10 protein-coding genes and 1 pseudogene are annotated in these 12,902 nt (G+C 69.4%); 6 read left to right on the top strand and 5 right to left on the bottom strand.

What is annotated here, in order from left to right:
• Positions 1 to 40 precede the first annotated feature (40 nt).
• Complete coding sequence (locus ACN6LD_RS13405; RefSeq protein WP_445043265.1) at positions 41 to 1,309, bottom strand: MFS transporter; 1,269 nt, start codon at positions 1,307 to 1,309, stop codon at positions 41 to 43.
• 743 nt (positions 1,310 to 2,052) lie between these two features.
• Here ACN6LD_RS13405 and ACN6LD_RS13400 point away from each other — a divergent pair.
• From ACN6LD_RS13400 to ACN6LD_RS13390, 3 genes are read left to right on the top strand one after another with little or no spacing between them, the layout of a single operon-like run.
• Complete coding sequence (locus ACN6LD_RS13400; RefSeq protein ID WP_445043264.1) at positions 2,053 to 3,057, top strand: C-terminal binding protein; 1,005 nt, start codon at positions 2,053 to 2,055, stop codon at positions 3,055 to 3,057.
• Positions 3,054 to 4,106, top strand: coding sequence for a phosphotransferase family protein (locus ACN6LD_RS13395; protein WP_445043263.1), 1,053 nt, complete (start codon positions 3,054 to 3,056; stop codon positions 4,104 to 4,106). Before ACN6LD_RS13400 ends, ACN6LD_RS13395 begins: the two co-directional genes overlap by 4 nt.
• A 45-nt stretch (positions 4,107 to 4,151) precedes the next feature.
• Positions 4,152 to 4,682 carry a cupin domain-containing protein gene (locus ACN6LD_RS13390; protein WP_445043262.1) on the top strand — a complete coding sequence of 177 codons (531 nt, stop codon included), beginning with the start codon at positions 4,152 to 4,154 and terminating at the stop codon, positions 4,680 to 4,682.
• Positions 4,683 to 4,865: 183 nt separating this feature from the next.
• Here ACN6LD_RS13390 and ACN6LD_RS13385 read toward each other — a convergent pair.
• Both ACN6LD_RS13385 and ACN6LD_RS13380 read right to left on the bottom strand, forming a co-directional pair.
• Positions 4,866 to 5,230 (bottom strand): annotated as a pseudogene (locus ACN6LD_RS13385) (acyl-CoA dehydrogenase family protein).
• A complete protein-coding gene (locus ACN6LD_RS13380; RefSeq protein WP_445043261.1) occupies positions 5,227 to 6,942 on the bottom strand; it encodes an AMP-binding protein in 1,716 nt (571 codons plus the stop codon). The pseudogene ACN6LD_RS13385 and the gene ACN6LD_RS13380 overlap by 4 nt, the downstream one beginning before the upstream one ends.
• A gap of 110 nt (positions 6,943 to 7,052) precedes the next feature.
• Here ACN6LD_RS13380 and ACN6LD_RS13375 point away from each other — a divergent pair, with 110 nt between their 5' ends.
• Together ACN6LD_RS13375 and ACN6LD_RS13370 are read left to right on the top strand one after the other, a co-directional pair.
• The gene (locus ACN6LD_RS13375) at positions 7,053 to 7,910 is read left to right on the top strand and encodes a LuxR C-terminal-related transcriptional regulator (RefSeq protein WP_445043260.1); all 858 of its coding nucleotides are present in this window, start codon (positions 7,053 to 7,055) and stop codon (positions 7,908 to 7,910) included.
• 420 nt (positions 7,911 to 8,330) lie between these two features.
• Positions 8,331 to 9,428 carry an NmrA family NAD(P)-binding protein gene (locus tag ACN6LD_RS13370; RefSeq protein ID WP_319190812.1) on the top strand — a complete coding sequence of 366 codons (1,098 nt, stop codon included), beginning with the start codon at positions 8,331 to 8,333 and terminating at the stop codon, positions 9,426 to 9,428.
• Positions 9,429 to 9,892: 464 nt separating this feature from the next.
• On the opposite strand, the gene tnpA is transcribed toward ACN6LD_RS13370, so the two are convergent.
• On the bottom strand, positions 9,893 to 10,291 hold the full coding sequence (gene tnpA / locus ACN6LD_RS13365) for an IS200/IS605 family transposase (protein WP_445043269.1): 399 nt from the start codon (positions 10,289 to 10,291) through the stop codon (positions 9,893 to 9,895).
• A gap of 43 nt (positions 10,292 to 10,334) precedes the next feature.
• On the opposite strand from tnpA, the gene ACN6LD_RS13360 reads away from it, so the two are divergent.
• Positions 10,335 to 11,558 carry an RNA-guided endonuclease InsQ/TnpB family protein gene (locus ACN6LD_RS13360; RefSeq protein WP_445043259.1) on the top strand — a complete coding sequence of 408 codons (1,224 nt, stop codon included), beginning with the start codon at positions 10,335 to 10,337 and terminating at the stop codon, positions 11,556 to 11,558.
• Between the two features lie 56 nt (positions 11,559 to 11,614).
• On the opposite strand, the gene ACN6LD_RS13355 is transcribed toward ACN6LD_RS13360, so the two are convergent.
• On the bottom strand, positions 11,615 to 12,610 hold the full coding sequence (locus ACN6LD_RS13355) for a LacI family DNA-binding transcriptional regulator (RefSeq protein ID WP_319188432.1): 996 nt from the start codon (positions 12,608 to 12,610) through the stop codon (positions 11,615 to 11,617).
• Between the last annotated feature and the right edge of the window lie 292 nt (positions 12,611 to 12,902).

Genomic DNA, 12,902 nt, shown 5'->3' with positions numbered 1-12,902 from the left:
GCGACACGGGCCTTCTCCGGATCCCGGATGGGCCGGCCCGCTAGTGGACCGCGTTGTTGAACCGCGAGGTGCGGACGAAGGTCAGGGCGGCGACGCCCACCAGGGGCAGGACCGCGACCTGCAGCAACCCGGCCTGCTTCCAACCGAAGGAGTCCACCAGGGCGGCGAAGAGCAGGCCCGAGAAGGCAGCCGTTCCGTAGTAGCTGGTGACGAAGAGGCCGGAGGCGCGGCCGATCTGCGACGGACGCACGGCCCGCTGCATCGCGCTGTTGGTGTTCGGATAGATGAAGCCGAGGCCGAAGGCCCCCATGAGGAAGGCGAACCCGCACTGCAGACCGACTCCGGCCTGCGTCGTGTAGATGCACACGCTGACGGCGGAGACGGCCAGCAGGCTCACGATCAGCAGGGTGCGCTGGTCGACTCGGTCACCGAGCCAGCCGCCGAAGAGAGCCGTCATGCCCCCGAAGCCGAGGAGGCTCATGGCCAGCGCGGCCTGCTCGGGGGTGTAGTGCAGCGAGGTGATGAGATACGTCGGGTAGAGGCCGAGGAACCCGTAGATGGCCACACCGCTGACGATCGAGTGGACGATCAGCGCGATGGTGTTGCGGTTGTAGGGGGAGTCCGGCATGTACTCGTAGGTCCTGGTCGAGACGGTCTTCTCCACGGAGTGCTCGGTCAGGCCGGCTTTCACGAGGAACAGGGCGGCGGCGGCGATCAGCAGGCCGGCCGCGCCGAAGAGGTAGAAGGGCGAGTGCCAGGTGCCGTGGGAGTTCGTCAGTCCGACGCCGATGAGCGGGGCGATGAACACGCCGCAGGAGTAGCCCACGCCGATGATGCCGAAGGCGAGGCCGCGACGGTGGGCGAAGAAGGCGCCTATCGCCGCGAAGATGGCGGCGGACTGCATGCCCTCACCGAAGCCGGAGACGACCCGGTACAGGGTCATGTCGGCGAAGCCGGTCGCCAGTGGTGTGGCCATCGTGCCCAGGGAGTAGATCACGATGCTGACCAGCAGCACGGTCTTGCGGCGGAAGCGGTCGAGCAGGTAGCCGGCGGGCAGGCCGGCCAGGGCCATGCCGAGAGTGAAGTTCGTCGCCAGCAGCCCGCCCTGCTCCAGGGAGAACCCGTACTCCTGGCGGATGTCGGGCAGCAGTGGGGGGAAGACTTGGCGGTCCATCGCGTTGACCATGTAGGAGAGGACCACCAGAAGGAAGCCGACCCCGATCATGACGCGGGAAATGGGGGGACGGCTGCTTTCCCGTACGTCGCCGACGGGCACTGCACTGGTGTCGACTTGCGCTGCGTGAGTCATAGCGGCTCCTGAGAGGGAATGGGCTGCGGCGTGCCGCGGCGGATCCACCACCGGTACGGTGCGCGCACGGGCGGTGACGAGAAGCGGTGAGCTGAACACGGACTCGTGCCGTCGGCGGCAAAATGCTGCCGACGGCCGGTGGATGGGGGCTGTGGGCTGCCGCGCGGTCGGACACCGTCTGCGGAATTCAGCCCGTCATTCGCCCGTCGGGGACGTCCGTGGCTATGGCGTCTTCGACAGCCGGACATCGTGTGGACACTTGGCGGTCACACGGTCGGCGTTGGCAGAAACCATGGAGCCAAGTCCACGGCGCGTCAAGACGTGAGGGAAGGAATTTCTCGGCCGGTATTCGATTTCGGCAGAGAAATCGCGTTCCGGTGTTGCGGCAACAGCCCGCCGGGGCACGTCCTCCCAGGAGTGCATGCCGCAACCTTGACGTGCCGCAGACCTCTGGTGCTATCGTTAGCATCGCGTGGCTATGACACAGTGATGCGACGCGCCCCGGCCTCTCGTGACCCGTTCCAGGGACGTACCGCGGCGCCCGGACCGACCACAAGTCGGCGAGCGCCGACACCGAACCGAGTTCAGCGACTCGATCCCCTCTCCCCTCCACCCGTGGTGGCCGGCAGTCCCGTCGGACAGGCTGTCGGCCTCCCGGCGGCGATCACACCGCTCACCGGGCGCGCCGGGCCTGACGCCCGACGCCCGCCGCGGCCGTACGAATTCTGCGAGGACGACCTGCCATGACTTCACCGAGCCGTCTGGGCACCGTGCTGCTCACCGACTACGCCTGGCCCGACGACTCCGTCGAGCGATCGGTCATCGAGGGGGCGGGTCACACCCTGGTGACCGGCCCCGCCGAGCCTGCCTCCGCCGAGGCCATCGAGGCGCTGGTCGCCGAGCATCGGCCCGCCGGGATCCTCACCTGCTGGGCGCCCGTCTCCGCCACCGCGATCGGCGCCTCGCCGGAATTGCGGATCGTGGCCAGACTCGGCGTCGGCCTCGACAACATCGCCGTGGACGCTGCCACCGAGCGTGGGGCGTGGGTCACCAACGTCCCGGACTACTGCGTCGAGGAAGTCTCCGACCACGCCCTCGGCATGGTGCTCGCCTGGACGCGGGGTCTGGCGGTGTTCGACCGCGAGGTCCGAGCCGGCCGCTGGGACCCCGCGAGCGCTCGGCTGCGGCGCCTGTCGACGCTGACCTGCGGCATCGTCGGCTACGGCCGCATGGGACGGGCCACCGCGCGGAAGCTGGGCGCGTTCGGCTGCCGGATCCTGGCCCACGACCCCTTCCCTCCGAAGGACGCCCCCGGGGTCGAGATGACCGGCCTGGAGGAACTGCTGGTCAGCAGCGACGTCGTGATCCTCCACATGCCGCTCACACCCGACACCCACCACATCATCGGCGCGGAGCAGCTGGCGCTGATGAAACAGGGCGGTCTGCTGGTCAACGTCAGCCGAGGCGGCCTGGTGGACACCGACGCGGTCGTCAAGGCACTCGACAGCGGGCACCTCGGCTCGGCCGCCTTCGACGTACTGGAGTCCGAACCGCACGTCCCCGCCTCGCTGCTGGACCAGCCGGGCGCGCTGGTCACCCCGCACGTCGCCTTCTCTTCCGACGTCTCGGTCACGGAACTGCGCCGCCGCGCCGCCGAGGAAGTCGTACGGATCCTGGCGGGCGAGGCGCCGGCCCACCCCCGCAACAACCCCCGCGACCTGACCGCCGGGCCGGGTGATCAGGGATGAGCCCGACCTCCGCGCCGACCAGCCCGGACCCCGTGCTGGCCGATTTCCTGGTCGCCCACGCTCTCGCCGGGCCGGGCGAAGCCGCACGCTGGACGCCGCTGGCCGGCGGCGTCTCCTCGGACCTGTGGCGGGTGGACCTGCCGGGGCGCTCCCTCTGCGTCAAGCGGGCCCTGGCCCGACTGCGGGTCGCGGCCGACTGGCAGGCGCCGGTGTCGCGCAACGCCTACGAATGGGCGTGGATGCGGTTCGCGTCCCGGCGCAGGCCGGACAGCGTGCCGGAGCTGCTCGCCCACGACCCCGAGGCCGGACTCTTCGCGATGGCGTTCCTGCCTCCCGAGCAGTACCCGATGTGGAAGGCCCGACTGCTGGCCGGCGAGGTGCACGTGGCGACCGCGAAGGCCGTCGGAGAGACGCTCGGCGCCCTGCACGCGGCGAGCGCGGGCGACCCCGCCCTCGCCGCCCAGTTCGCCACCGACGACAACTTCCACGCGCTGCGCATCGAGCCCTACCTGCTCGCCACCGCGACAGCCCACCCTGCCCTGAGCGACATTCTCCACAGCCTCTCCGAGCGCACGGCCGCCACACACCTGGCCCTGGTCCACGGCGACGTCAGCCCGAAGAACATCCTCGTCGGCCCGTCGGGTCCCGTCCTCCTGGACGCGGAGTGCGCCTGGTACGGAGACCCGGCCTTCGACCTCGCCTTCTGCGTCAACCACCTGCTCCTCAAAAGCCTGGTGGTGCCCGGTCGCCGTGCCGAACTCCTGCACTCCGCCCGTGCGTTGGCCGAGGCATACGCCCGGTGCGTCGACTGGGAGCCCCGACCCGACATCGAGGCACGGGCCGCGTCCCTGCTTCCGGCGCTGCTGCTCGCGCGCGTGGACGGCAAGTCCCCGGTCGAGTATCTGACGGACGACCGGCACCAGTTGTTCGTACGCACGGTGGCCTCGGCCCTGCTGCGGGCGCCCGCACCCACGGTGGCCGGCGTCCTGGACGCCTGGGCAACGGCGATCGAGACCCCGACCGGCGCCGGCGGCGACCGGTCCGACTGACCGACCTGTTGGACGCGTCCGGCGGAACCGACCGAGGAGAGACACATGCGCAGAGTCGTCACCGGCCATGACGAGGACGGAAGATCGGTCGTCGTCAGCGACGGCCCCGTCCCGCGCAGCCGCGAGTTCACCAGCCTGCCGGGCTGGGTGTCCCGCCTGCCGTGGGCCACCGACCCCGGGGAACCGGTCAGCCGAACCGGAGAGGACCTCACGCCGAAGGTCACGAACCTGCTCCCGGCTCCCGGCGGCACCCGGTTCATCGTGCTGACCTTCCCGCCGGACACCGCGATGGCCGACCCGGCGTTCGACCCCGTCGCCTTCGACCGCGAGCAGCGGGCCGACTCGCCCGGCATCGCGGAGCTCATCGAGCCCGACGGCATGCACACGACTCCGACCGTGGACTACGCCATCGTGCTGCAGGGCGAGATCGTCCTCGAACTCGACGACGGCCACTGCACCCCGCTCTCGACGGGGGACATCGTGATCCAGAACGGCACCCGCCATGCCTGGCGCAACCGCAGTGACCGCCCGGTCACGATGGCTTTCGTCCTCATCGGCGCTCCACACGACGGCTGAGGCCGCTGACGCGGCTGAGCGGGAGACGGTGCTCGGTGCGGACGCGATGCAGGCTCCCGGATCGGGACGGGGTCGGAATTCGGTCCGGGGGTCCGAGCTTGACGACCGGCACGGCTGCGCAATGCGCATCGCGGCCCGGTCGGAGCCGGCAGCGGCTCCGACAGGCAGTGGGCGCCGAGCAGTTCACCGTCGAGCATGCCGGGCAGCCAGTTCCGGCGCTGTTCGTCGGTGCCGTACTCGGCCAGGGCGAAGCAGGACAGAGGTGTGCACGCTCAGTCCGACTCCCACGCCCGCCCAGCGGGCCGAGAACTCCTCGACGACCTGGAGGCGGACCTCGCAGGGCCGGCCGCCGCCCCCGTACTCCTCGGGTGGGGAAGGCTGAGGAGCCCGGCCCGGCCGAGTGTGCCGAAGACGTCGCGCGGGAAGCGCTCGGCGGCCTCGTCGGCGGGGGCCCGGGGCGCGAGGGCGCCGTCGGCGATCTCCCGGGTCAGGTCGAGCAGTTCGGCCGCCTCCTCGCCGGGCAGCAGGCGGGACACGCGCGCCGTCATGAGTTCGCCTTTCGGGTCGGATCGGGCAGCGGTCGACCGGTTGTCTGCGCGCGCTGTCGGCGCAGCAGGAAGCGCTGGATCTTCCCGCTGGGCGTCTTGGGCAGTTGGTCGGTGAAGTGCACCGCTCGCGGGTAGGCGTGGGCGGCGAACCTCCGCTTCACGAGTTGCTGGAGTTCCGTCACCAGGTCCTCGCCGGGCGGTGTTCCGGGACGCAGCACGACGTACGCCTCCAGCACCTCGCCGCGCAGGGTGTCGGGGACGCCGATGACTGCTGCTTCCAGCACCCGTTCGTGCTGCACGAGCACGCTTTCGACATCGAAAGGGCCGATGCGGTATCCGGCCATGATGATCACGTCGTCGTCGCGGGAGGAGAAGGAGAAGCAGCCGTTGCGGTCCCTGGAGCCGGCGTCGCCCGTGAGGCACCAGCGGCCGTCGGCGGTGAAACGCTCGGCGGTCTTCTCCGGCGCGTCCAGATACCCGGTGAACCACAGCAGCGGGCTGTCCGGCACGCTGAGGGCCACCCGGCCGAGGGTGCCGGGTGGGGCGGGTTCGTCCCGCTCCTCGTACAGCACCTCGGCGGACCAGCCGGGCAGCGGTCGGCCCATCGAGCCGGGAGGCACCGGTGTCCGGACGGCGTCGGCCCAGGCGGCGGCGACGACCATGCCGTGCTCGGTCTGCCCGTAGTGGTCGCGCACCGCCACGCCCAGGGCCTTCTCCGACCACTCGACGACCTCCGGGGTGAGCGGCTCGCCGGCGGAGGAAGCCCGCCGCAGGCGTACCCCCTCGGGGACCGGGTCGGTCGCGGCCCGCAGGCTGCGGTAGACCGTCGGCGCGGCCGCGAAGTTGGTGACACCGAAAGCCGCCATGACCTGCCAGGTCAGGGCCGGGCTGAAGCCGGCGTGCAGCAGCAGGCTGCGGCGTCCGGCCGCAAGCGGGCCGAGTATCGCGTAGTAGAGGCCGTACGCCCATCCGGGGTCGGCGGCGTTCCAGAACACGTCGTTCTCGCGGACGTCGAGGCCGAACTCCAGGTAGGCCTGGAACGAGGCCAGGGCCTTGACGGGCACCGGGACGCCTTTGGGGGCGCCGGTGGTGCCCGAGGTGAACAGCAGGACCAGCGGGGCGTCCGCGCCCGTCGAGGCCGGGCGGCCCTGCGGTTCATCACCGGAGTACCGGGAGAGCAGTTCACCGAACGACAGCTCCGCGCCCTCGGGGGCTCCTCCCGCGACCACAGACAGCCAGGGCTGGTCGGCGGGCATGTCCTCCCCGGGCGCGAGCTTGCCCCGCTGGTCCGCGTCGACCACGACGGCCTTCGCTCCGCTCGCGCCGAGCCGCAGGGCCACGGCGGACGGCGCGAAGGCGGTGAACAGCGGTACGTGCACGGCCCCGCGGCGCCAGATGCCCAGCAGGGCCACGACCAGATCGGCAGACTTGCCCATCAGGGTGGCGACCGCGTCGCCGCGCTCGACACCCAGGTCGGCGAGGGCGGCGGCGAACCTGGCAGAGTCGCGGCGCAGCGCTCCGTACGTCAGGTCCGTGGATGTCAGGTCCTTCTCGACCACCGTGAAGGCCACGGAGTCCGCGGGATGGCGGTCGCAGAGCAGTTCGGCGGCGCAGGCGTCCGGAGCGCCGACGAGGCCGAGCAACTCCCGCACCCGGTCTTCCGGCGATCCGCCGGCGGTCGCGGTCACCACTGGGTCTGGTCCTTCGTTCATGGCCACGCAGTCTCCTGTCCGATCGCCGCTGCTCTATGGCGCGGGTGTTACGGCGGTTTATGCTCCGCATCACGACGACGGCGCACTACCCCCGGAAAGGGGTACGGGTGATGCACTCCAACCCCGACGCCCTCCTACGGCCCGATGACCGCGACGCGATCCGGCAGGCGCTCCGCCAGGTCCACGACCGCTCCGACATCCCCGTCCTGTTCGGCGGGCAGGTGGAGAACGGGCTGCTGAGCCTGTCGCAGTTCATCGGTGTGCGTACGGCCGGTCTGCGCGGCCTCAGAGTGCGCGCCGAGGCCGGACTGGGCGGCCGGGTGCTCAGCACGGGGCAGCCGGCCAAGGTGAACGACTACAGGTCGGCCCGCTCGATCACGCACGACTACGACCACCCCGTGCTGACGGAGGGGATCCGCTCCCTCCTCGCCGTGCCCGTCGTGGTGTCCGGCGAGGTGCGCGCGGTGCTCTACGGGGCCAGTCGCGGCCCGGCCCCGCTCGGAGACCGGGCGATCGACGCGGTCGCCGACGCCTCCCGGCGACTGGCCGGCGAGCTGGCCGTCCGTGACGAGGTCGACCACCGCCTGCGCCTGCTGCACGCCGCGCAGGGCAGCGCCATCGACGGGCACCGGGGCGTGCCAACGGAAGAACTTCGTCAGGTGCACGCTGAGTTGCGGCGCCTGGCACAGCAGGTGCCCGACGAGGACCTGCGCGGACGGCTGCTCGACATGGCCGGAAGGCTGGCAGGGCCGTCCACCGCGCCCTCCCCGGGGCCACGGCTGGCGCCCCGGGAACTCGATGTCCTGGCGCAGGTGGCGCTGGGCTGCAACAACGCCGAAACCGGGCGCAGGCTGTCGCTGCTGCCCGAAACCGTCAAGTCGTATCTGCGCAGCGCGATGCGCAAGCTGGGAGCCGGCACCCGCTTCGAGGCAGTGGTCGCCGCACGTCGACAGGGCCTGCTGCCTTGACCGTCCCGTTCTGAGCGGAGTCTCGCAGGTCAGAAGAGTTTCTGCGCGCATCGCGAGGTGGGACGCGGCGTTCCTCCGCGCCGCCCGGCGTCCCTGCCCCCTGACCATGCCCGACGTCACTCCCTGCCCTTGTCGCCGTGGCTGGGCGAGGGCGTGCGCCGCCTACCGGCTGCCTGCCGTTGCCCGGAGACCGGACCGCCCGGGGCGGACGATGCGGACCGACGAGGGCTTGCCGCATGGAAACCGATCGGTGTACCATGATGGAAACCGATCGGTTTCTCGTCATGTGGCCCTCGGGCGGCGGCGTACGTCATCCGGTCGGAGCCGTCGACCATCGAGCCGGCGCTGAGATCAGCCCCCCGACGAGCCGCGTCCGACGTGCGTTGATTGCGCGCACCCAACCCCCCGGAGTCAAGAACCATGTCATCCCATGCCACCTCGGCCATCTTCGTCATCGGAGGCACAGGGGCCCAGGGAATGCCCGTCGTCCGCGCTCTTGTCGAAGACAAGAAGTACTCCGTCCGGGTCCTCACCCGGGATGCCACCTCCGCCCGGGCACAGGAACTCCTCGCGCTCGGCAACGTATCCATCCTCGAAGGGACGTTCGCCGACGAGGATGTGCTCCGCGAGGGATTTCGTAGCTGTGACGGGGCGTTCATCAACATCGATGGGTTCAACACCGGCGAGAAGACCGAGACTTATTGGGCCATCCGCAGTTATGAGATAGCCATCGAGGAAGGAATCAAGTTCTTCGTCTACGGAAACCTCGACTACGCCCTCAAGAAGTCAGGCTACGACTCCAGGTTCCGCACGGGCCACTACGACGGCAAGGGCCGTATGGCCGAATGGGTACTGTTCCAGAACCAGAAGAACAGCGACCGGATGGGAGCGGCGGTCTTCACGTCAGGTCCCTACATCGAGATGGTGATATCGCCGCTCACGCCCATGACGCCCAGCGTCGAGGACGGCGTCGTCACATGGCGGGTTCCGCTCGGCGAGGGAGCCGTTCCGCACGTGTCTCTCGACGACTGTGGATTCTATGTCCGCTGGCTCTTCGACCACCCGGAACGCGCCAACGGCATGGACCTCGAAGTGGCCATCGAGCACATGGCCTATGCCGATATGGCCGCGGCGTTCGAGAAGGTCACCGGGCATCCGGCGCGGTACGTCGACACTGATCTGGAGTCCTATTGGGACGGTCCGGACCTCAAGAATGTCGCTGATCACCCCGCCGGCTACAACGCCGACCCCAACGACAAGAGCACGATGAGCTTCCGTGACAATTTCACGGGCTTCTGGAACGTGTGGAAGCACGGAATCATCACCAGGGACTACGCCTTGCTCGACGAAATTCACCCCAACAGGATCAGAAGCGCTGAGGAATGGTTCCGACGCGAAGACCAGTTGGGACGGGAACTCGGCAAGGGAAGTCTCTGGGAGAGGGTCCAGCCGGAGAACTGGACCCTGGAATCCGCAGTCCTCAAGAGCAGCGCGGATTTCCGGACGGGAAAGCTGTAGACGGACATGATCGGCCCTGCTCAGGGCCCGTCCAACGCCGTGAGAGCAGGCGATCGGGCAGTCCGGCGCCGCAGTGCTCCAGAGCGCTGCGGCGCCCATTGGTTTTCGTGCACACCGGACACAGGTGCGCGCGGGCCCACTGGCCCGGTGGGGCGGCGAACCCCAGCAAAAGGTGTCAGCGAGGCGCCGAAGGCTGTCACTGTGTCGACGCTCTGAACCTTCGTCGTACCCGGGGCAGAGCAGGGTGAGGTGCCGGGACGAAGCGGTCGGCGCTCTGGGAGGCCAAGGCGGCGGCTACCGGGATTCATTCGCAGTGCATCGGGCTTCAGCCCGGTGGTGAAGCGAATCTTGGCGTGGCGACGCGGAGCGTCGCGGATTCCTGGTCGGCGGAGCCGGACGTGCCGTGTTCGCCACCTGTGGCGCGGAGCACCGCGATGGCTGGTCCCGGCGGAGCCGGGTGATGCTCACGCGGGCCGGTTCTGCCGTTCGATGTACTGCTTGACCACGGAGAGTGGGGCGCCGCCGACGGTTCCGGCGAAGTAGGAACCGGACCAGAGCTTGCTGGCCCGCCAGTAGTGCTGTACCAGGTCGGGGAACTCCTGGCGCAGGCGGCGGGAGGAGACGCCCTTGAGGGAGTTGACCAGCTTGGTGACCGCCACCTTGGGCGGGAAGTTCACCAGGAGGTGGACGTGGTTGTCCTCGCCGTTGAACTCCGCCAGTTCGCACTCGAAGTCCGCGCACACCGACCGCATGATCTCCTCCATGCGCGTCAGATGGGCATCGGTGAACACCTTGTGCCGGAACTTGGTCACGAAGACCAAATGCACATGCATCACGAAAGCACAGTGCCGGCCAGTTCTGATCTACTGCATCTCACCCATAACCCAAGTATGTGGCGTGGCCGTCATGCAGCTCCGGTACAGCTTCCGCCTGTACCCGGACACCGGCCGGCAAACGGCGCTGGCGAAGGCGTTCGGGTGTGCCCGCGTCGTGTTCAACGACGCGGTGCGCGCCCGCGAGGACGCCCGCAGAGCGGGCGCGGCGTTCCCGGCGGTCGGTGAACTCTCCAAGAAGCTGATCACCGAGGCGAAGCGAACCGGGGAGCGGTGCTGGCTGGGAGAGGTCTCCGTCGTGGTGCTCCAGCAGTCTCTGCGCGACGCGGAGGCCGCCTACCGCAACTTCTTCGCCTCCCTCAAGGGGGCCCGTAAGGGACCACGGGTGGGTGCGCCCCGGTTCAAGTCCCGCAAGGACAGCCGGCAGTCGATCCGGTTCACGGCCAATGCCCGCTGGTCGGTCACCGGTGGCGGGCGGCTGAACCTGCCGAAGATCGGTGCGGTGAAGGTGAAGTGGTCCCGCACTCTGCCCACAAGGCCGTCCTCGGTCACCGTGATCAAGGACGCGGCCGGACGGTACTTCGCGTCCTTCGTCATCGACGCCGACCCGCACGCCGACGCCGCCGCGATGCCGGACAGCGACCAGACGGTGGGCATCGACCTGGGCCTGACGCATTTCGCGGTCCTCGACGACGGTACGAAGATCGACTCCCCGCGGTTTTTGCGCCGCGCGGAGAAGAAACTCAAGAAGGCCCAGCGCGAGCTGTCCCGTAAGCAGAAGGGGTCGAAGAACCGGGAGAAAGCCCGTCTGAAGGTCGCCCGCGCCCACGCGCACGTGGCCGACGCACGCCGCGAGTTCCACCACCAGCTCTCCACGAAGCTGATCCGCGAGAACCAAGCGATCGGTGTGGAGGACCTGGCGGTCAAGGGACTGGCGCGCACCAGGCTGGCCAGGAGCGTGCATGACGCGGGCTGGTCGCAGTTCGTGGCCATGCTGGAGTACAAGGCGGTCCGGTACGGGCGCACCCTGGTGAAGATCGGCAGGTTCGAGCCGACCTCCCAGACCTGTTCCGCCTGCGGCGTCAAGGACGGCCCCAAACCCCTCCACATCAGGGAATGGACCTGCACCGCGTGCGGCAGGGTCCACGACCGGGACCACAACGCCGCGAAGAACGTGAAAACGGCCGCCGGACTGGCGGTCGCAGCCTGTGGAGCGCAGGTAAGACCAGGAATCGTCCCGGCACAGCGCAACGAAGCAGGAAGCCACGGATTCTCCCCCGAACCCCGTGCCGCGTAGCGGCACAGCAACGGACGAGAAGGCCAGAATCCTCGGGCTTCAGCCCGAGGAGCAAGTCAAGTCGTCTCGCGCTGGATGAGCGAGAGGATGTCGCCTGCTTCGGGGCGGCTCGACCTTGTCGGGGTCGGCGCGCCGAGCGTCGACAGAGTGCTGGTGGTGAGATTGCGGGCCGCTGCGGTGAGGTCCATCCCGATGGTGGTCAGGGCCGGTACGGCGAGCGAGCTCACGGGGAGGTCGTCGACGCCGATCAGCGCCAGGTCGTCCGGGACTGCGATGCGCTGCGTGCGGCAGTTGGCCAGGACGGCGAGCGCGATCAGATCGTTGAAGGCGGCGACTGCCGTGACCGGGGCGGCTCCCTGCGTCCACTCCGTGACGGCGTCCCGGGCGCTGGACCGCGAATAGCGCATGCTGACGACCTGCGGGGCCGGCAGCCCCAGTTCGTCGCAGGCCCGGGTGGCTCCCTGGAGGCGCGGCTGACAGAAGGGGCGCTCTCGTGGGTCGTCAACCGCGCCATAGCCGATGTGTCGGTGCCCGCGCGCGGCGAGGTGCTCGATCTGCAGGCGTCCGATGTCTTCCTGGTTCAGCCCGGTCAGGCGGGTGTTGTCCGGGGTGAACACGCCGTCGATCAGCGGGATTTCCGCCCGCTCCAGTGACATCGCGTCGGCGGGCGGCAGGCTGCCGAAGGCGACGACCACCGCCGGTTGGACGTGCTGCCACAACTCGGCCAGCGGCGTGGCCGTTTGGTCGTGGTGCAGGTACACACAGGTGTAACCGGCCTCGCCCAGCGACCGGCCGAGGGCCAGTTTGAACTGTTCCATGGCCTCGGCGACGGGGAGGTCCGGAACCACGCAGAGCACGACGTTGCTGCGGCCTTTGCGCAGCGCGCGGCCGGCTCCCGACGGTACGTAGCCGAGGCGCTTCGCCGTCTCCAGTACGCGACGGCGGGTCTCCGCGGAGAGGCCGTGCTCGTCCCTGCCGTTGAGCACGAAGCTGACGGTGGTCTGTGAGACCCCGGCCTCGCGTGCCACGTCCTTGCTGGTGACTCTTGGCAATGCCCCTCCCGACCTCTTGCCACGCCTTCACGCACAGGCTACGGTACGGCCACCAGCGTGTCTAATACGTATTAGATCGCCGCATCGGTCGCCGCAATGGCCCGTAGGGGACGGACGCCCCTGCACCCGTTCTGCCCGAGCCGCCCACCCCCGGCTGATCACTGTCTTCGTACGTGCCGACGGGGTGGATCCTCACGAAGAGAGATCTGTCATGGACGACACGATCCCCGTCAGCACCGACGCGACGCCCGGCCGCGTGGCGTCGCCGCCGATCCGGTCTCATGACCACGAC

This window comes from Streptomyces sp. SAS_272, from assembly GCF_052543235.1.
The sequence above is the reverse complement of the archived record's forward strand: the minus strand, read 5'-3'. Positions and strand labels throughout refer to the sequence as shown.